14 protein-coding genes and 2 pseudogenes are annotated in these 19,813 nt (G+C 72.6%); 8 read left to right on the top strand and 8 right to left on the bottom strand.

Annotation, left to right across the window (positions count from 1 at the left end; all coding sequences use genetic code 11):
* The first annotated feature begins 523 nt into the window (after positions 1–523).
* The 4 genes from AQJ11_RS14420 to AQJ11_RS14435 all read left to right on the top strand — a co-directional run bounded on the left by AQJ11_RS14420 (position 524) and on the right by AQJ11_RS14435 (position 8,399).
* The gene (locus AQJ11_RS14420; protein ID WP_059263307.1) at positions 524–1,789 is read left to right on the top strand and encodes an MFS transporter; all 1,266 of its coding nucleotides are present in this window, start codon (positions 524–526) and stop codon (positions 1,787–1,789) included.
* Positions 1,790–2,188: 399 nt separating this feature from the next.
* Positions 2,189–6,277 carry a discoidin domain-containing protein gene (locus AQJ11_RS14425; protein ID WP_059263308.1) on the top strand — a complete coding sequence of 1,363 codons (4,089 nt, stop codon included), beginning with the start codon at positions 2,189–2,191 and terminating at the stop codon, positions 6,275–6,277.
* Between the two features lie 193 nt (positions 6,278–6,470).
* Positions 6,471–7,331 carry an NAD-dependent epimerase/dehydratase family protein gene (locus AQJ11_RS14430; protein WP_059263309.1) on the top strand — a complete coding sequence of 287 codons (861 nt, stop codon included), beginning with the start codon at positions 6,471–6,473 and terminating at the stop codon, positions 7,329–7,331.
* Between the two features lie 171 nt (positions 7,332–7,502).
* Positions 7,503–8,399 (top strand): LysR family transcriptional regulator, encoded by an 897-nt coding sequence (locus tag AQJ11_RS14435; protein ID WP_059263310.1) that lies wholly within the window; start codon positions 7,503–7,505, stop codon positions 8,397–8,399.
* Between the two features lie 254 nt (positions 8,400–8,653).
* On the opposite strand, the gene AQJ11_RS14445 is transcribed toward AQJ11_RS14435, so the two are convergent.
* The 3 genes from AQJ11_RS14445 to AQJ11_RS14455 form a co-directional block, all read right to left on the bottom strand.
* Positions 8,654–10,039 carry a vWA domain-containing protein gene (locus tag AQJ11_RS14445; RefSeq protein ID WP_244218237.1) on the bottom strand — a complete coding sequence of 462 codons (1,386 nt, stop codon included), beginning with the start codon at positions 10,037–10,039 and terminating at the stop codon, positions 8,654–8,656.
* Positions 10,036–11,340, bottom strand: a complete 1,305-nt coding sequence (locus tag AQJ11_RS14450) for an AAA family ATPase (protein ID WP_059263312.1) — start codon at positions 11,338–11,340, stop codon at positions 10,036–10,038. Before AQJ11_RS14450 ends, AQJ11_RS14445 begins: the two co-directional genes overlap by 4 nt.
* A gap of 109 nt (positions 11,341–11,449) precedes the next feature.
* Positions 11,450–12,946 (bottom strand): serine/threonine-protein kinase, encoded by a 1,497-nt coding sequence (locus tag AQJ11_RS14455; protein WP_059263313.1) that lies wholly within the window; start codon positions 12,944–12,946, stop codon positions 11,450–11,452.
* Between the two features lie 198 nt (positions 12,947–13,144).
* Here AQJ11_RS14455 and AQJ11_RS52675 point away from each other — a divergent pair.
* The 3 genes and pseudogenes from AQJ11_RS52675 to AQJ11_RS45845 all read left to right on the top strand — a co-directional run.
* Positions 13,145–13,597 (top strand): annotated as a pseudogene (locus AQJ11_RS52675) (transposase family protein); the annotation flags it as partial.
* A gap of 103 nt (positions 13,598–13,700) precedes the next feature.
* Positions 13,701–14,255, top strand: coding sequence for an AAA family ATPase (locus AQJ11_RS14465; protein ID WP_208616511.1), 555 nt, complete (start codon positions 13,701–13,703; stop codon positions 14,253–14,255).
* Between the two features lie 24 nt (positions 14,256–14,279).
* A pseudogene (locus AQJ11_RS45845) lies at positions 14,280–14,504 on the top strand (transposase); the annotation flags it as partial.
* 288 nt (positions 14,505–14,792) lie between these two features.
* Here the strand turns inward: AQJ11_RS45845 and AQJ11_RS14470 are convergent.
* Complete coding sequence (locus AQJ11_RS14470) at positions 14,793–15,278, bottom strand: DoxX family membrane protein (protein WP_014670492.1); 486 nt, start codon at positions 15,276–15,278, stop codon at positions 14,793–14,795.
* 336 nt (positions 15,279–15,614) lie between these two features.
* Here AQJ11_RS14470 and AQJ11_RS14475 point away from each other — a divergent pair, with 336 nt between their 5' ends.
* Complete coding sequence (locus tag AQJ11_RS14475) at positions 15,615–16,160, top strand: hypothetical protein (protein WP_059263315.1); 546 nt, start codon at positions 15,615–15,617, stop codon at positions 16,158–16,160.
* 303 nt (positions 16,161–16,463) lie between these two features.
* On the opposite strand, the gene AQJ11_RS14480 is transcribed toward AQJ11_RS14475, so the two are convergent.
* From AQJ11_RS14480 to AQJ11_RS14495, 4 genes are all read right to left on the bottom strand, one after another.
* A complete protein-coding gene (locus AQJ11_RS14480; protein ID WP_059263316.1) occupies positions 16,464–16,745 on the bottom strand; it encodes a WhiB family transcriptional regulator in 282 nt (93 codons plus the stop codon).
* Between the two features lie 77 nt (positions 16,746–16,822).
* On the bottom strand, positions 16,823–17,539 hold the full coding sequence (locus AQJ11_RS14485; protein WP_014670494.1) for an alpha/beta fold hydrolase: 717 nt from the start codon (positions 17,537–17,539) through the stop codon (positions 16,823–16,825).
* A gap of 199 nt (positions 17,540–17,738) precedes the next feature.
* Complete coding sequence (locus AQJ11_RS14490) at positions 17,739–18,605, bottom strand: AraC family transcriptional regulator (protein ID WP_244218239.1); 867 nt, start codon at positions 18,603–18,605, stop codon at positions 17,739–17,741.
* A gap of 35 nt (positions 18,606–18,640) precedes the next feature.
* Complete coding sequence (locus AQJ11_RS14495) at positions 18,641–19,510, bottom strand: alpha/beta fold hydrolase (RefSeq protein ID WP_244218240.1); 870 nt, start codon at positions 19,508–19,510, stop codon at positions 18,641–18,643.
* Between the last annotated feature and the right edge of the window lie 303 nt (positions 19,511–19,813).

Genomic DNA, 19,813 nt, shown 5'->3' on the forward strand with positions numbered 1-19,813 from the left:
CCTGCGAGGCGGTGGCGGCGCGCCCATGCAGCCGAGACGAGTGGCCGTCCGCCGCCACGCTCCTCAACGCCGCCGGCCGCGACACCGTCTGCCTGGAGGCCCGCGACCGCGTCGGCCACTCCCTCTTCGGCCACCCCCTCTCCCAACACCCGGCGCTCGACCACCGGTTGCACTGGGCATCGACCGAGACGGCGACCGAGCACGCCGGACACGTCGAAGGCGCCCTCTCCTCCGGGGGAGCGCGCGGCCCTGGCCGTCCTCGCGGCGCCCTCCGGCGCGGACGAGCCCGGCACCGGCGTCATCGCGTCGGCACGGAGAAATCCCGTTGTCGTGCGCCGGCCCGCAACGGGAAGGTTGTGACCCGGCGCGCCGACGCGTTACGACGGATCGTACGAAGTCACCCTCGTACCCCTCGTACCCCTCGCACACACCGTAAGAAGTCGCCCTCGTACGAAGCCCCTTCGGACAGCAACGCGGGAAACCCCTTCCCCGTGCACGGCGACACCACCGCCCCGGGAGAGACATGACCAGCACCGCACCCGCCGGTACGACGGCCCACATACGCGACCCCGCACAGGCGCAGCGCCGCGTCCTGCGCGTCCTGGTCGCCTCCCAGGTCCTCAGCGGCGCGGGCCTCGCCGCCGGCGTGACCGTCGGTGCCCTCCTCGCGCAGGACATGCTCGGTTCGACCAGCCTCGCCGGCCTGCCCAGCGCCCTGCTCACCGCCGGATCCGCGCTCACCGCGGTGGCCGTCGGCCGTATCTCCGACAAGCACGGCCGCCGTCCCGGTCTCGCCGCCGGGTACCTCACCGGTGCCGTCGGCTCGGCCGGCGTCATCACCGCCGCCGTCCTGGACGATCCCGTCCTGCTGTTCGTCGCCCTCTTCGTCTACGGCGCGGGCTCCGCCACCAACCTCCAGGCCCGCTACGCCGGAGCCGACCTCGCCCACCCCGGTCACCGGGCCCGAGCCGTCTCCACGGTCCTGGTCGCGACCACGCTCGGCGGTGTCGCCGGCCCCAACCTCGCCGCGCCGACCGGCACGTTCGCCGAACACCTCGGCATCCCGAACCTCGCCGGCCCCTTCCTGCTGTCCGGCACCGCCTACGCGCTGGCCGCGCTCGTTCTCGCCCTCCGGCTGCGCCCCGACCCGCTGCTCCTGGCCCGTGAGGTCGCCGTGGCCGAGGAAGCCGGTGTGGCCGCGCACCGGGCCGCCGCGGAGGCCGTCGACCGGGGCGAGGGGCGCGGAGGCGTCGTCCTCGGCGCGCTGGTCATGGTCCTCACCCAGCTCGTCATGGTGGCGATCATGACCATGACGCCGGTCCACATGCACGACCACGGGCACGGCACCGCCGCCTCCGGCCTCGTCATCGCCCTCCACGTCGGCGCGATGTACCTGCCGTCGCCGCTGACCGGCCGGCTCGTCGACCGCCACGGCGGCATGAAGGTCGCCGCCGCCTCCGGCATCACCCTGCTGGCGGCCGGTGTGCTCGCCGCCGCGGCGCCCGGTGACTCCGTGGCCCTCCTGGCGCTCGCCCTGGCCCTGCTGGGGCTGGGCTGGAACTTCGGCCTCGTCTCCGGTACGGCGATCATCACCGACACCGTGCCGCTGGCCACCCGCGCGAGGACCCAGGGCGTGGTCGACGTCTCCATCGCCATCGCCGGCGCCACCGGCGGCATGGCCTCCGGCCTCATGGTCGCCGCCGCCGGCTACCCCGCCCTCGCCCTCACCGGCGGCCTCCTCTCCCTCGCCCTGCTGCCCGCCGTCGCCGCCACCGCCTACCGCCGATGAGCGCCCCGTGAGCCAGGCGTGACGTTCACCCGTCACCGTCCGACACCGATCACATCTGCAACCACCCTGCGGATTCAGGGCGAGCTCCCACCCACCTCGCCACGGTCGGCCGACCCGACGTGCCACGCCGCGGAAATGCCGCGTGGCAGGATTTCGCCACCGTAGGACCCCTCTTCGAGCCCTCTGCGCCCACGGATGACGACCGCCCGCTTCCCTCATTCGCTCCAGCCATGATCCACCGGAACCCGTCACAAGACGGCGGAAGCGGTCACACATCGATCCACGCATCAGGGGTTGACATGAGCCGCTGCGCCATCGAGCCTTTGGCAACGTTGTCATTGCTCCTGCGGCAGACCCAGAGAGGTCCGGACTGCACCGCTTTTGATGGGACGTCAGCTCATGACAGATCAGTCGGATCCGTCGCGCCATCCGTCGCGACGGGCCATCGTCACCACGGGTACCACCCTGCTGGCCGGGTTCGGCCTGGGTGCCGTGCTTCCCGCGGCGACCGCCGTCGCCGCGCCCGACGGCGCGCCGGTGGGCTCCGCCGCCTCCCCCGGTGAGCTGGCGCTCTACCGGCCGGTCTCGGTCTCCTCGACGGCCTACGCCGCGACCCCCGGGTCCTTCGTGGTCGACCGCCTCTCCTCCCCCGGTGTCAAGGGCAGCGGCTGGCGTGCCGAGGGCGGCGATCCGCAGTGGATAGCCGTCGACCTCCAGGCGGCCTGCGAGGTCACGCGGGTCCGCCTCACCTTCGAGGCCGACGCCTCCGACCCGGTGTACACGCCGCCCACCACCGGCAATGTGCACAGCGGCACCACCGGCGAGGAGATCCAGTCGAGCTTCTCGCTGGTCTTCGTGGTCGAGACGTCCGTGGACCACGAGTCCTGGACGACGGTGTACAGCACCACGTCCGGGACCGGTGGCGTCGTGGACGTCCCGCTTGCCCGCCCGGTGTCCGCGCGCTGGGTGCGCATGACCTCGCGGAAGCGCTCCAGTCCGCTGCCCCTCGGCCTCAACGGCTTCGAGGTGTACGGCACCGCCAAGGGCCACCGCCCCTCGGCCACCGGCTGGACCGACTGGGGCACCCGGCACGACGAGGCACCGGCGCTCACGGTCGCGGACGACGGGACCGTGCCCGTGGAGTCGGGCTGGCGGCTCACCATGGACGACTGGGCCGGGGCGGACGGCGCCGGCCTGTCGAAGACGTCCGTCGACACCAGCGGCTGGCTGCCCGCCACCGTTCCCGGCACCGTGCTGGGCTCGCTCGTGGAGCAGGGCAAGCTGCCCGACCCGGTGGCGGGTCTGAACAACCTGCACATCCCGGAGGCGTTGTCGCGCCACTCCTGGTGGTACAAGCGGGACTTCGCGTTGCCGCGCGGTCTGCGCACCGGCGCCGGCCGGCACGTCTGGCTGGAGTTCGACGGCGTCAACCACAAGGCCGATGTGTGGCTCAACGGCAAGCAGGTGGGCGACCTGACCTACCCGTTCGCCCGTGCCGCCTTCGACGTCACCCGGCAGCTCGCCGAGAGCGGCGACAACGCGCTCGCGGTGCGGATCACGCCGATGCCGGTCCCCGGCAGCCCCGGTGACAAGGGTCCGCTGGGCGAGTCCTGGGTGGACGCCGGCGCGCAGCAGATGAACCTCAACTCCCCGACGTACCTGGCGTCCTCGGGGTGGGACTGGATGCCGGCCGTACGCGACCGCGCGGCGGGCATCTGGAACCACGTCCGGCTGAGATCGACCGGGCACGTCGTCATCGGCGACCCCCGCGTGGACACCGTGCTGCCCTCGCTGCCGGATGTCTCGGTGGCCGAGCTGACCGTCGTGGTGCCGGTGCGCAACGCGGACAACGCCGACCACCAGGCGACGGTCACGGCCGCCTTCGACGGGATACGGGTGTCGAAGACGGTCACCGTGAAGGCGGGCGAGAGCCTGGACGTCGTCTTCGCTCCGGACGCCTTCGGCCAGTTGAGGCTGCGCGACCCCCGGCTGTGGTGGCCGAACGGCCTGGGCGAGGCCCACCTGCACGACCTCACGCTCACCGCCTCGGTCGGCGGCCAGGAGAGCGACCGGCGCACCACCCGCTTCGGCATCCGCCAGTTCGGCTACGAGTACGACGTACCGCTCGCGTTCACGGCGTCCGGCGACGCCTACACGCAGACCGTGACCTTCGACCGGCAGCAGGCCCGGCACGTCCGCATCCGCTGCCTGACGCGGGCCACTTCATGGGGCAGCTCCCTGTGGACCCTGTCCGTGCGGGACAGCGCCCAGCCGGGCACCGACCTCGCGCTGCACGCCCAGGCGGATGCGTCCAGCACCGATCAGGACAGCAACCGCGCGGCCAACGCCACCGACGGCGACGCCGGCACCCGCTGGTCCTCCGCCTATGAGGACGACCAGTGGATCAGCGTCGACCTCGGCTCCGTCCAGTCCTTCGACAGGGTCGACCTCACCTGGGAGCAGGCGTACGCGAAGACCTTCGTCGTCCAGGTCTCCCCGAACGGCTCGGACTGGACCGATGTGAAGTCGGTGGACAACGGGGCGGTGCCGCTGCCGTTCAACAACGGCAACGCCAGCCTCCAGATCGAGGACTTCGACCGGCGGACCGCACGCTATGTCCGTCTCAACTGTGGCTTGCGCAATACCAGTTGGGGCAACTCGTTGTGGTCGTTCTCCGTCGTCGACCGCAGTGAGCCCGGCACCGACCTCGCCCTGCGCCAGAAGGCCACCGCCTCCACGGAGGAGTCCGACCACCCGGCGTCGAACGCCACCGACGGCAACCCGAACACCCGCTGGTCGTCCGCCTACGAGGACCATCAGTGGATCCAGGTGGACCTCGGCTCCTCCCGGGCGTTCGACCGCATCGCCGTTGTCTGGGAGACCGCGTACCCGAAGTCGTACACGATCCAGGTGTCCGACGACGGCGAGCAGTGGACCGACGTCAAGTCCGTGTCGAACACGCCGGACCCGCTGAAGATCAGCGTCAACGGCGTGCGCGTGCTGGCTCGCGGCGGCAACTGGGGCTGGGACGAACTGCTGCGCCGGATGCCGGCGGAGCGCATGGACGCGGCGGTGCGGATGCACCGGGACATGAACTTCACCATGATCCGCAACTGGGTCGGCAGCAGCGACCGGGAGGAGTTCTTCGCCGCCTGCGACCGGCACGGCATCCTGGTGTGGAACGACTTCCCCAACGCGTGGGGCATGGACCCGCCGGACCACGACGCCTTCAACGCGATCGCACGGGACACCGTGCTGCGGTACCGCATTCACCCGTCCGTGGTGATCTGGTGCGGCGCGAACGAGGGCAATCCCCCGGCCGCCATCGACAAGGGGATGCGCGAGGCGGTGGAGCGGCAGGTGCCCGGCGTGCTCTACCAGAACAACTCGGCGGGCGGCATCATCACGGGCGGCGGTCCCTACGGCTGGGTGGAGCCGGAGAAGTACTTCGACCCGATGACGTACGGCAGCCGTGACTTCGGCTTCCACACCGAGATCGGCATGCCCGTCGTCTCCACCGCCGCGAGTACCCGCAGCATGACGGGCGACGAGCCGGAGTGGCCGATCCGGGGTGCGTGGTACTACCACGACTGGAGCGAGCGCGGGAACCAGGCGCCGCAGAACTACAAGGCCGCCATCGAGGCCCGCCTCGGCGAGTCCGGCGACCTGGACGACTTCGCCCGCAAGGCGCAGTTCGTCAACTACGAGAACACCCGCGCCATGTTCGAGGCGTGGAACGCCAACCTGTGGGACAACGCCTCCGGTCTGATGCTGTGGATGTCCCACCCGGCCTGGCACAGCACGGTCTGGCAGACGTACGACTACGACTTCGACGTCAACGGCACCTACTACGGCGCCCGTTCGGCCTGCGAGCCGCTGCACGTGCAGGCCGATCCGGTGAAGTGGCGGGTCATCGCGGTGAACCACACGTCGGCGGACCTGCGGGGCGCCACCGTCACCGCCCGGCTGTACGACCTGTCCGGGCGGCAGCTCGGCGGCAGCAGGACCGCCCGGCTGGACGTGGAACGGGCGGCCACCGCCGAGGCGTTCACCGCCGCGTGGACGGACGGCCTGCCGGACCTGCACCTGCTGCGGCTGACGCTGGAGGACTCCCGGGGCAGGGAGCTGTCGCGGAACACCTACTGGCGCTACCGCGAGGCCGCCGCGCTGCGGGGGCTGAACAAGGTGAAGCAGGTGAAGCTCACAGGTGCGATCACCGGGTGGTCGCGCTCCGGCGACCGCCAGGAGCTGACGGCGGTGATCCGCAACCAGGGCTCGGCGGTGGCCGCCATGGTCCGGCTGTCGCTGCTGGAGGACGCGCACGGCCGCCGGGTCCTGCCGACGCTGTACAGCGACAACTACCTGTGGCTGCTGCCCGGCGAGTCCCGGACCGTCCGGCTCTCCTGGCCGAAGGGGGCCGGCTCGGCACGGCGCCCGGTGCTGACGGCCGAGGCGTACAATAGCCCGGCCGCGACGCTGCGCGGCTGAGCCACTGCGCGCACCGGGCCGCCGCCCGGACCCGGCAGACGCCGGGCCCGGGCGGCGGCCACGCGTCCTGCGCGACTGTTGATGCTCATCGGGTATCACAGACGGCGGAAGAGGTCTTGGACGGGCATCCCTCCCCGGGCTCAGGCTGGTCAGCGAAGTCAGCGAGCGAGCTACGGAGACAGGAGCCACGGCCATGAAGATCTTCCTCACCGGCGGGTCCGGATACATCGGCAAGGCCACGATCAGCGCGCTGATCCGCCACGGACACACCGTCGAGGCGCTGGCCCGCACCGACCGCGCCGCCGAGACCGTCGCCTCCCTCGGGGCGACGCCGGTGCGCGGCGGGCTGGGCGATCTCGGTGTGCTGAACGCGGCGGCGGCCCGCGCGGAGGCGGTCGTCCACCTGGCGCAGGCGGAGACCGGGGACGAGGACCTCGCGGCGGCCACCGCCATGCAGGACGGCATCGGCACCGGCACCTACGTGCACACCGGCGGCACCTGGGTCTACGGCGACACGGACGGGGTCGTGGACGAGACCGCCCCCTGGAACCCGCCGTCCCTGGTCGCCTGGCGCAAGCCGGTGGAGGACGCCGTACTGGGGCGCGCGCAGCAGGGCGGCCGTCCCGTCCTGGTGCAGCCCGGTCTGCTGTACGGCGGCGAGAACCGCCTGATCGACGCCTTCTACGCCGTCCCCGGCAAGGAGGCGGGCGCCGTTCCGTACATCGGCGACGGTGCGAACCGCTGGGCGCTGGTGCACATCGACGACATCGCGGAGCTGTACGCCGCCGCCCTGAGGGCGAGGCCCGGTTCGGTGTACGTCGGTGTGGGCGGCGTGAACCCCACCGCCAAGGAGTGCTCGCTGGCCGTCGCCCGCTCCGTCGGCCTCGACGGCAAGGTCGCCTCCATCACGCTGGAGCAGGCACGTGAGCGGATGGGTCCGGTAGCGGACGCCTTCGCCCTGGACCAGCAGCTCACTCCGGCACGCGCCGAGGCCGAGCTGGGGTGGACCCCCACGCACACCGACCCGCTGGCCGTCCTCGCCGGCGAGGAGTGACCCCGGTCAAGGACAGGACGGGCACCGTCCGTGACGGCTCGCCGTGGCCGGGACGGGTAGATTCGTGCGCAGCTGCCTGGATCGTCCTGCGAGGCGATCGAGGAGTCGTTCCAGGAAGAGCCGACCGCCCGGCGGGGCCGTCGCCTCGGAGAGAGTGAGCGGTGAGTCCGGGTGGATCTTGACCTGCGGAAGCTCCGGTATTTCGTGGCCGTGGCCGAGGAGCTCCACTTCGGGCGCGCCGCCGAGCGGCTGCACATCGCGCAGCCCGTGCTGTCCCGGCAGATCCGGAGCCTGGAGGACGACCTGGGCGTCGAGGTCTTCGCACGGGACCGGCGCGGCACGCTGCTCACTCCGGCCGGGGAGCAGTTGCTGGAGGACGCCGTCCCGCTGCTCGCCTCGGCCGAGGCGCTGCTGCGGCGGGTGAGGACGGCGGCGCGGGGCACCCCCACCCTCACCATCGGGTTCATGCCCGGCATCACGGTCACCCCGGCGACGGCCGTCTTCGCCGCCCGCCGCCCCGGCGTCGACGTGCGTCTGCTGCGCACCAGTTGGGACAACCAGGTGGAGGTGCTCCAGGACGGCCGGGCGGACATCGGCGTCGTACGGCTGCCCGTCGACCAGCGGGGCCTTCAGGTGCGGCCGCTCTTCCGGGAGCCCCGAGTCGTCATGCTGCCGGCGGGGCACCGTCTGGCGGACAGGGCGTCGGTGACCGTCTGCGACCTCGCCTCCGAGCACCTGCTCCAGGACCCGGACGCCGTACCCGAATGGCGTGACGTGGCACTGGAGTTGCGGGAGCGGCGGCGCCCCGTGGTGCCCGCGATCCACCAGGTGGAGGAGAAGCTGGAACTGGTGGCCTCCGGTGCGGGCATCTGCGTGCTCCCCTTGTCCACCGCCTCCTTCTACACCCGCCCGGATGTGATCTCGCTGCCCGTGGAGGGCATCGGCCCCAACGAGGTGGCCCTGGCGTGGGTGGCGTCCCGGCGCTCGCCCCTCATCCACGACTTCGCCGAGGCCGCGGCGGAGACCCTGGGCCGGCCCCGGACCGAGGAACAGCCGCCGCAACGCTGAGGATCACACGAGAAGCCCGTCCGGATCTCCTGGAGACACCGGGCCGGTTCGCCCGGGACCGGCCTCAGGCGCCGGTGGCCCGGTGCCGCAGTGCGGGGAGAGATCCGCCCAGGCGTGGCTCTTCACGCCCCCCGCCATCCGCAACGCCACCGACGACAACGAGGCCGCCCGGCTCAGGCGGCACCGCGCGGCCGTCGCCACCTCGGTCGAGGCGCCGGCCGGGCGACTGATGCCGCCCGGTACCGGTCGCGGTCTCAGCCGATCGTGACGACCCGTGCCCAGGACGGTGGGGTGTCCGGGACGTAGTCGGGGTCTTCCTCGTCCACGGCGTGGGCGGGGCGTGGGAAGAGGCCGACGACGGTGCGGCAGGGCGGCTGGGCGGAGGGCCACGGCGTCTGCCCGTCCGTGAGGACGACCACCACGTCCGGGCGGGGACGGGAGCGCAGCGCCCGGGTGAAACCGGAACGCAGATCGGTTCCGCCGCCGCCGACCAGTGCGATGTTCTCGGCGCGGCAGAGGGGGACGGCGACCCCGGCCGCCGCGTCGCAGGAGATCACCGAGACCAGGTCGCGCCGTCCGCCCACCGCCCGCGAGATCGCCGCGACCTCCAGCAGCGCGCTGCCCAGTTCGGCGTCGCTCACCGACCCGGAGGTGTCGATCACGACGCAGACCCGGGGCGGTTTGCGGCGCAGGCTCGGCAGCAGCACTCCGGGGACGCCGGCCGAGCGCCGGGACGGACGCCGGTAGCTGTGGTCCTCCCCCGCCCCGGGCGCGCCCGTCGCCGAGCGGACCGCCGCTCCGAGCAACTGCCGCCAGGGCTGCGGCGGGTGGAACACCTCCTCGGCCCATCGGCGCCAGCCCTCCGGCGCGTGGCCGGGCCGGCCTGCGATGCCCTCGGCCACCCGGAAGCGGACCGCGTCCCGCTGCTGCCTGCTCAGCCCGTGCGCCCCGTCGGGTCCCAGCTCCCACGGCCGGGCCTGCCCGTCGGCGCCGCTGCCGCAGTCCAGCCAGGCCAGGTCCGCGGTGAGCCCGGACAGCGACGCCGTGCGCAGGTACTCCTCCATGAGGAGGCATTCGGGCAGCCGCAGCATCGACGGGTGCACCGCTCCGAGGGGGCGGGGCAGGCCGTCGCCGTAGATGTCGTCGTTGATCTCGAAGTCGGCGGCGATGTTCCGCCGTAGCCTCTCCCGGCCTTCGGTCTGGGAGGTCCCCGTCTCGCTTCGTTCGCCCGGCCCCTGCGTGTCGTGCTCCCGCGCGTACCGCTCGCCGCGCGCGTGGTGGTCGCGGAGCAGGTGGGAGACCTCGTGCACCCAGACACCCGCCAGTTCCTCCACCGGGGTGCGCGCCACGAAGCCGGGTGAGACGTAGCAGCGCCAGTGGGCGTCCACCGCCATCGTCGGCACCGAGCGGTCCTCCACCACGTGCAGCGCGAAGAGGGCGGCTGCCAGGTAGGGGCGGACCTTCACGGCGTGCAGCCGGGCGGCCAGCAACTTCTCCTGGTCCAGCGGCGGTCCGGGACGGTCGTCCGGCCCACCGGAGGCGGTCGGCGGGGGCGGCACCGTGGCCCGTACCGGGCGGGGCGGCGCGGGCCGGGGCAGGGGACGTGGCAGCGGTCCGGGGCGCTTCGTGCTCCCCGTCATCGGCGCGTTCCCGGCGTGCGCCCGGCGTAGGCCGCCGTGGCCCGTCCCACCGACTGCTCCGCCCGTCGGGCGAGGCCGACCACCCCGGCCAGCCGCTCCACCGCGTCCGGCACCTCCCAGTCGTCGCGCCGCAGCGCCGCCAGTGCCGCCGCCGGGGCCACCAGCAGGTCGGGGGCGCCGGTCTCCAGGGCCCGGACCAGTACCGCCCAGCCCGCCTCCCACCGTTGCCGCTCCGGTCGCGCTCCGACGGCGGCCACCACCGCCTCCAGCGCCGCCTGGCGCAGATCGCCCCGCACCGGCAGTTCGGCGGAGGCGGGATCGGCCAGCAGCGGTTCCGGGTCCGGCAGGTCCATCCGGTCCAGGTGGGCGAGGAGTTCGAGCCCTGGGCCGTCCCCCACCGCGCCCCGTACCAGCAGTGCCAGCACCTCCCGGGAGACGGAGGCCGCCGTGCCGAAGGCCAGCAGGGTCAGCGCGGCGTCCCAGCTGCGCGGCGAGGGCCAGGCGGTGCCACGCCGTGTCTCCGTGCTCGGCAGCCGGTGGATCAGCGTCGGCCGGGCCCGCAGGAAGCCGCAGACCGCGCGCCGGGCGTGGGCCGCCGCTTCCGGCAGCCGCTCGGGCACCAGCCGGGGCAGCTCCGCCCGGGGCCAGACCCCGCCCAGCCCGCGTACCACCACCTCCGGATCGTGCACCCAGTGCAGATGCACGAACCGGTTGGCGAGCGGCGGGCTCAGTTCCCACCCGTCCGCCGCGGAAGCGCGGGGATTGGCGGCGGCGACGATCCTCACCCCCCGCGGTAGTTGGAGAGCGCCCACCTTCCGCTCCAGGACGACCCGGAGCAGTGCGGCCTGGACGGCGGGGGTGGCGGTGGAGAGTTCGTCCAGGAAGAGCAGCTCCCGTCCGGCCCGCACCAGTTCCACGGCCCACTGCGGCGGCGCCATCGGCACACCCCGCACCGCCGGGTCGTCGCCCACGATGGGCAGCCCGGAGAAGTCGGACGGCTCGTGGACGCTGGCGATCACGGTCGTCAGCGGCAGGCCGAGGGAGTGGGCGAGCTGTGTCAGGGCCGCGGTCTTGCCGATGCCCGGTTCACCCCAGAGCAGTACGGGCAGGTCGGCCGCGACGGCCAGGGTGAGTGCTTCGAGCTGGTCGTCGGGGCGGGGCTCGGTGGTGGTGGTCCGCAGGAGGGTCAGGAGGTCGTCGGCGACGGCGAGTTGGGCGCGGGTGCCGGACGGGCCGGCGGGCAGGGGTGCGGGCGCGCCGACGGCGGGGACCGCGGGCTGCGCGAGGGTGCTGGGGGTCATGGGCATCACCTGGGTGGGATGAGGGGACGGGGCGGCCCGTCCGGATGTCATGAGGCATGGGGCGCCGAAGGTGCGGCGCCGGTGGGCGAGTCGGGCGGTGGACGAGCGGTCAGCGCATGAGGCCGGTGCGTGGCCGGGCCCGGCTGCTCCGCTTGCGGAGCATGGCGTGAGGGGTACGGCGGTCGGGCCGGGGGCGATGACTGGTGTCGGCGTGTTCCGCGTCCGGGGCGTTCCCGCCTCCGGAGGCACGGGCAGCGGGGTGCACGGTGACCAGCCCCGAGCGGAAGAGACCGTGGTCGACGCGTCGGGTCGCGGCCGACTCCAGTTCCCGCCGGAGCGGCCCGTCGGGCAGGAGGGCGCCGGGGCCGAGGAGTCCCTCGACCACGGTCAGCGCTCCGGCGACGTCACCGTGGAGGAGCCGCTCCCGGACCGCGGGCAGTGCCTCCGGGCTGCGGTGCACCGCGTCGATGGCCCGCAGGCAGGGCAGCGCCGGCCCGCCGAGCGCCACCAGCAGGTCCTCCCGCCGCAGTTCCGCCGGATCGTGGTCGATCGCCGTCAGCGCCCCGTCCCGCAGCGCGATCCGGTGGACCTCGCCCCGGCACCGCACCCGGTGCGGGTCGTCGGATGCGGGGGCCGGTCCGGTCGCTGCTGCCGGGCCCGGCTCCGCCAGCGCCGCGGCGACGAGCGGATGCAGGCGGTCGGCCGCGACGAGTCCGGCGCGCAGCAGTTCCAGATCGGGCAGGACGCGGGCCGCCGCCTCCGGCAGCACCGGAAGCGCGGCGACCTGCTGCGTCGGCAGCGGCTCCCGCAGCGGCCGGAACGTCGGGGCGTGGCTGTCGTCGGGCGCGACGAGTTCGAGCACGGCGCGGCTGCGCGCACCGAGCCGCACGGTGAAGGCGCCGCGAGGGCGGCGGCCCTCGGCCCGCAACAGCAGCTCCGCCTCGGCGGCCCAGCGGGAGACCGCCCACGACGCGTCGCCGCCGCTGGGCCGCTCCGGAAGATCCGGAGGGGCGGGACGGCGGGGGCCGGCGGAGCGGCCGGACGGCACCCTCGGCGGTGCGCCGTCCGCGCCGCATCGCTGCGCGAGTTCATCGCTTCGTCCGGCGTCCCAGAGGTGCCGGTGCAGGTCGAGACGGTGGCGCCGGTCGGGGTAGGGGTGCGGGTGGTGTCCCGGGACGCTGCTTCCGGGCCCCTCCCACAGGGCCAGCGACATACGCTGGCCGGCGTCCGCCAAGGTCGGTGGTGTCCGCACCACCAGGTGCAGCGGCGTGCCGCCCGAACTGCCGTAACGGGCCAGGGAGAGGGTGAGACCGGGCCGGAGCCGCCCGTCGGGGGCGATCCGGGGCATGTGCCAGCGGAGCAGGTCCGGCGCCAGCCGGCGCAGATCCGCACGCAGCAGAGAGGCGACATCGGTGCCGTGGCGCTTGCGCACGGCGCGCAGATCGAGATCGATGTCGATGCGGGCGGCGGCGCAGGCCCCCGACCAGTCACCGACCGCACGACGCGCGGTCGCGGTCTCGATCATGGACGGTGGCACGGCGTACTCGCGTACGCGCCGCCACATCAACAGGCGGGACGGGATGTCGTTCGCGAAGTGATGTGCCATCAGCACTCACCTTGCGCGAACGAGTCCCCCAATCCGTACGAGGAGAAGTTCTTCATCGCCGGCATCGTAACCACACCGCTGACCACCTGTCCCCGAATTTCACACCGGGCGCACCGCGGTGGCCACACAGACCGGGATCAGCCCGGTGATCCGGGGTGCCCAGTCGTGGACCAGCGCGGGACCGGGGTGGAGCCGCTGATGCCGGCCGATCCGGTCCGGGGACGGCGGTGGGCCGTCGACGGCACTTGGGGAGAGAATCTTCACCGCCGTCCCTGCGGCAGCCGGTGCCGCCGACGACATCGGCTGGACCGTGTCGGTCGGCTCCACCGCCGTCCGAGCACACCAGCACGCCGTCGGATCACTCAGAAGGGGCTGAAGGCCGGAGCGAGCCGGCCGACCACGCACTCGGACGCTCCCGGGGCGGGCTGAGCACCAAGATCCATCTGACCGCAGACGGCCATGCACGGCCCCTGGCACTGGCCGTCACCGCGGGACAGGCCCGGTGACGCGTCATGGCCCCTGTCCGGGTACCGAGAACCGGCCCCGGCCGGCCCCGGATCCGCCCCACCATGCGTCCTGGCCGACCGTGCCTGCTCACCCCGCGCGATCCGCGGCCACCTGCGCCGCAGGCGGATCCACGCGGTCATCCCGTAGTCGTCCGACCCGATCGGCCACCGTCTGCGCCGGGGCCGCCACGGCGGACGCCCGCCCTATCGGATCGCGAAAGACGGATGCGGGCTGGCACGCTGCCTCTATGGATCACGCGGAAGTGCTACTGATCGGCGGGCGGGCCGGAGTCGGCAAGACGACGGTGGGGTGGGAGGTTTCGGCGTTGCTGCGGGCTGCGGCGATCCCTCACGCGGTCATCGACGGTGACTTCATGGGGCAGGTGCACCCGGCCCCGGAAGGGGATCCTCACCGCTCGGAGATCACCGAGACGAACCTCACCGCTGTGTGGGCCAACTTCGCCCGGCTCGGCTACCGCCGACTGATCTATACGAACACTCTCAGTGTGCTGCCCGAGGAGACCGGCATGTTCCAGCGGGCCATGGGAACGGGTGTCCGGATTGTACGGGTCCTTCTCACCGCCTCCGATGCCACGGCCCGCGAGCGGTTGATGCGCCGGGAGCTCGGCTCGGAACTGAAGCGGGAGCTGGAAGGCAGTGCCCGCAAGGCGCGGCTCCTGGACCAGCGCGTCCCCGCAGAGACGATACGGGTGGTGACGGACGGGAGGGCTGTCGTAGACATCGCGGGTGAGGTCGTGGCTGCCACGGGCTGGTCCGGGCGGCACTCCGCGACCGGACCGTGATCGAGTCGGCAGGCCGGTCCGGACTCGCCCCGTCCGGTCCCGCTGTCCACCCTGGTCAAGGCCGCCGGAAGCCGCTGGACGGTGGAGGAGACCTTCCAGAGCTCCAAGACATTGGCCGGACTGGACGAGCACCAAGTGCGCCGCTGGGATTCCTGGCACCGTTGGGTCACTCTTGCCCTGCTCGCCCACGCCGTCCTCCCCGTCACAGCCGCGCTCGAACGCCGTGGCCCGACTCCGGCTGACGACGAAACCAGCACCGACGGGCTGATCCCGTCCAGGACTGCTCGTTCACCTTCGTGCGCGGCCAATCGGTATGACCGATTTCCCTGCTCGACAGTCACCAAGTGGCTACGGATCCTCAAATGGGATATCCAAGTCGTATATGCACCTGTGACGTGCTTCGAGGTGGGTTGCACGGCATCTGCCGGTGCCGCCGAATGCAACGCGGCCAGCGCGGGTCTGAAGCACATGTGCAAGCAGTCGACGACGACTACGAACTGGCACCTCTACATCTGCGATTCCAAAGAGACAGCACACCTAGACGCTGAGTGAGATCGCGGCGCCGATGCCGCCCAGGCCGAGGGCGACGGCCGCCTCCGTCCAGCCGCCCCTGCCCCAGGGGAGGAAGCGGTCGGCGGCCAGCCGGCCGGGGCCGATGGCGGCTACGGCCAAGGCGGCGACGGCGATCGCCACGTTGTACTCCACACCGCCGTACGTGTCCCACAGGCCGTGGGCGGCGGTCACCGTGACCATCGCGTTGATCATGACGCCGATCAGGGCGGCAGCCGCGAGCGGGGTCAGCAGCCCCAGCGCCAGACCGAGACCGCCGAGCAGCTCCGACAGGCCCCCGATCGCGGCGAAGAGCTTGCCCGGGCGATACCCCAGGGACTCGAAGGCCTTGCCGGTCGCGGTCAGGCCGCCACCTCCGAAGAGACCGAAGACTTTCTGAGCGCCGTGCGCGGCCATGAACAGGCCGAAGGTCAGCCGGAGGAGCAGCAGCCCGCAGTCGGCCGCGGTCACCATCGGCCCGGTGGCCCTCGCCGGAGGCTCCGTGGCGGTGGGGTGCGCTGCCGATCGCGGAGACTGAGGAGAACGGTTCAGGATGCGTTTGATCAACATGACAATGGTCCGGTTGGAGCGCCGAAACGGGCGTTTCCCCCAGCTCGCACGGATGCCGAGCAACCGATGACGTGTGGGTGCGCGCACCGCACACCAGCACGGAGCACACACGCCTCACAAGCGATCCTTGCCGTGCGGGCCGCGTCGTGCATCTGGGAGGCCCGCCACCGGGTCGAACGGGCGTGCGGTGGTCGTGCGCGTCGGTGACCATCGGCGCGCACGTCTTCGAGGAAACGCGTGATGACACTTCACAGCACGAGACCCGCGGCGGCCGGCTCACGCCGCATCGCGGTGGCGGCGGCGCTGGCGCTGGTGCTCACCGGTGCCGTGGGCGGGGCGGGAACCGCCTTCGTCTCCGCCGCCGACCCGGCGGCCGAGACGCCGTCCTCGATGGCCCGGCGCACCGGCGCGGTGGCCGGCATCAACGGCGACTACGTCGAGATCCACGCCAGTGGACGCCCGCTCGGCGGCATCGTCTCGGACGGGCACATGCTGAAGAGCCCCAAGCCGGGTTTCGCCTCCCAGCTGGGCGTCAGGCCTGAGGGCACTATGGTGATGGGCCCGGAGACGTTCTCCGACACCGTCACGGCCGGTTCCGCGACCCGCTCTCTGACCTCGGTGAACACGGTGAACGACGTGTCGACCGGCGGCATCACCGAGGTCACCCCCGATCTCGGCGAGACTCCGGACCTGGCCAAGCCGTCCACGCTGGTCGCGCCGGCCGACCAGGGCGGCATCTCCCACTTCGCGCTGGTCCGGATCGGTGACGACGGTGGCCTCCCGTAGACCGTGGAGCCTGCGCTCGCGTCGATCACGGTCCACGGTCCGAAGGACCCCGTCGCCAAGGGCGAGCAGATCGGCGGCGACACCATCGCGGCACCGTCACCGTCTCGGTGACCGCCGGCGGTGTCACGGGTCGTACCGGGGTCGTCGTGCGGTGACCTGACCCACGGCCGGGGTGCCCGGGCCTTCTCGGGCACCCCGGCCCACCGGGACCGCTTCCGGCGCGGGCCGGCCGACCGGTCTCCCCGCGCGGCTCCGGGCGCCCTGCCCCGTGGTGCCGACGGCCCACGCCCGAGGCTGGAAGGTTCAGGCGCTCCGCATGTCCGGGGTCGCGTTGGCGACGCGGCGATCGGCCTCCGTGCTGCCGCCCCACACGCCGTACCGCTGGTCGGACGTCGCGGCGAAACCCGCGCACGGCACGCGCACCGGGCACTGCCGGCAGATCTCCTGCGCCCTCTGTTCGCGCCGGCGCCGCGCCGAGCCCCGCTCACCGGGCGGTGAGAAGAACACCGAGCTGTCCAGGCCCCGGCAGGCGGCCTCGGCCTGCCATTCCCACGTCCGCAGAAGCGGCTTGAGCTGCGTCGTCATCGGCTGGTCGTTCCTTTCGGCTGCGGTCTCATGCGGGGGGATGCGTATGGGGGCCGCGCGGGCGGTCGCGTACGGGGTCAGCTCACCGCGTGGACGGCGTCACGGATGAGCCGGGCCACGGCCGTGGGCTGGGAGAGGGTGACGGCGTGCGAGGCACCGTCGATCTCGACCACCGTCGACCCGGCCCGCGCGGCGCCGAAGCGCTCCGCATCCGGGGCGATCACCCGGTCCGCGCCGGCCACCAGGGCCCACGACGGTTTGGTCCGCCACGCGGCGGCAGTGGCCTTCTCCTCGGCAGCGGCCAGGGCCAGCGGCGGCTGACAGGAGGCGAGCACCTCGGCGACTGGGGCCGACACATCGGTGGCGAACACGGCCGCGAACGCCTCCACGTGGAGGGTGACTTCGACGCCCTCACCGCCACCGGGGACCGGGTAGCTCCACCGCCGCAGGCCGCCCGCCGGTCCGGCGGCGGGGAAACGGCCCTGGAGTTCGGCGAGGCTCTCCCCCTCCTCCGGCACATGGGCGGCGACGTAGACCAGGGCGACGACGTTGTCGGCGGTGCCCGCCACGGTGATCACCGCGCCGCCATAGGCATGCCCGACCAGGACGACGGGGCCGTCGATCTGCGCGGCCACCGACGCGATGCGCGCGGCGTCGGCCGCGAGGCCGCGCAGCGGGTTCGGCGGGGCGACGACCGGGATGCCGTGGCTGTGCAGTTCGGCGACGACGCCGAACCAGATCGCCGTGTCGGCGAACGCTCCGTGGACCAGGACGACGGTGGGGGTTGGGGGCATGGCGGTGTTCCTTCCCGGTTCACGGGTGCGTCGGCGAGGGATGGCCGGCCAGGGGGCGGACGCTGGCGTGCCCGGCGGCCTCGACGGCTTCGCATGGGTGGCCTCGTGGGCGGTGGTGGGATGCGGGGCTGCGGCGGCGGGAGATGCCGGCGAACGGGCCGGCGGGTGCGGGTGCCTCTGGCGGTGGCGGGTGGGCGGCTCAGGCGTCGCAGGACGCGGCGGCCTGCCACTCCTTGGGGGTGATGCCGTAGGTCTGCCGGAAGAGACGGCTGAAGTGGGAGGGGCTGGCGAAGCCCCAGCGGTTGGCCACGGCGGCCACGGTACGGCGCCGCCCGCGCAGTTCGGCGCGGCAGGCGTCGAGTCTGCGCTGCCGTATCCAGGCGCTCACGGTGGTGCCGCCGGACTGGAAGAGCTTGTGCAGGTAGCGCACCGAGATGTGGTGTGCCCGGGCGATCGACTCGGGCGCGAGGTCCGGGTCCATGAGGTTGTCCTGGATGTGCTGCTGGATCCGCGCCAGCATGTCCTGAGCCCCGGGGGCCGCGCGCCGGCCGCGCATCTGGAGCACGTCCCCGACGAGGAGGGCCACGAGGTCGGCCGTGTTCAGGGCGAGACGACGGCCGCCGGTCAGGCGCTGGTGGCGCGGCGTTCTGGCGAGTGCGGTCAGGAACTGCGAGACCAGCGACGTCAGGCCGCTCCGACCGCTGAGATGGGTGTGCGAGACCTCGTGCAGATCGGCCGCCGACGCGTCCAGCAGGCACAGGGGAATACGGAACAGGGCCAGCTTCTCGCCGCTGGAAAGGAGCTGGGGGCTGCGGAAGGCGGCGCCGATGACGATGTCACCGGGCTCCAGTCGCAGAAGGGAATCGTGCGGGAAAGGCACGGTCTCGTCGGAGACGTTGACGGCCAGATACAGGTGCTCGTCGTCGCCGACGGTCGGCCAGGGCAGGTTGATGAAGGGGCCTGAATCATTTCCCGGGGCCGTGGTGGACGGCTCGTGTTCGGGGGTTTCGGGCAGGGCAGGGGTGATCGACCGGGTCACATCGGGCTCCCGTCGTTTCTTTTTCATGTTCAGTTTTCCAAAGACGAAGCCGGACGTCGGATTCAGACGTTCACGCCGGTGTGATCCACTGGATCCGGCTGCTCGGAGAGGAATGCGCCGACGACGTCGTTGAAGGCCGGCGGATTCTCCAGGAAGGGAAAGTGCGAGTTGGCCACCGTGACCGGGAAGACATGGAGCCGCGCGCCCGGGATGCGCTGGGCGACGAACTGCTGCGAGCGCGGGTGGACATGGCTGCCGTCGCACCCGATGACCAGCGTCGGCACATCGATACGGGGCAGCACGTCCCGCCAGTCCTGGGCGCAGTGGTCGAAGAGGAGCGGCACTCCCGCGTGCGCGGGGGTGGCTTTGATCTGCTCGGCCACGAAGGAGAGGATCGCGGGGTCGGGGTCACCGGAGAACATGCCGCGGACGAACTCGTATCGTGCCTGTTCACCGCCCGGACCGGCGAGCTGAGCGCCGAGCGCGAGCAGACCGGCCACATCGAAGATGGCACCCGACTGCCGTTGCTCCTCGACCGACATCCACGGCACCGCGGCGACGGCCGCGGGCTGGTCCACGGCGACGAAGCGCCGGAGACGGCCGGTGCCGTACTGGTCGACGAAGCTCCACCACACCGAGGCCCCCATCGACCAGCCCAGGGCGTCGAACCGGTCGAGACCCAAGTGGTCGACGAGGTCCAGCACATCGGCCGCGAAACGAGCGATGCGATAACCGTGGTACGGCTTGTCGGACACCCCGTGTCCCCGGAAATCCAGGGTGATGACGCGGTGCGCGGGGGAAAGTCCCCGCACCTGGTGGCGGAACATCTCCTGCGTCTGTCCCCAGCCGTGCAGCATGACCAGAGGGAATCCCTCTCCCCCGCTGTCCCGGTACACCAGGCGCACTCCGTCGCCGGTCGTCAGCTGTTCCACGGCCCCCACGTCGATCCTTCCTGGTACTCCACCGCTACGGCGTGCTCCGCGTCGGCGAGTTACGGTTCTGATTCACGGACCCGGCCTCAGCACGGCTCCCGCATACCGGAATTCTGTGCCATCCGACACCTCGCGCACCACCGCGCTCCGTAGTGATCGGCCGGCGAAATCTTCGTCATTCTGTAGGGGGCCGGTACCGCACCCCGGCGCCGTGTAGTGATCGGCCGGCGCTCGTTTCGTCACTCTGTAGGGCGGGCCCGGTTCCGCCCGGTACCGGTGGCGTCCCGCGTTCTCCCGCACCGG

This window comes from Streptomyces corchorusii, assembly GCF_001514055.1.
GTDB classification, from domain to species: Bacteria; Actinomycetota; Actinomycetes; order Streptomycetales; family Streptomycetaceae; genus Streptomyces; species Streptomyces olivaceoviridis.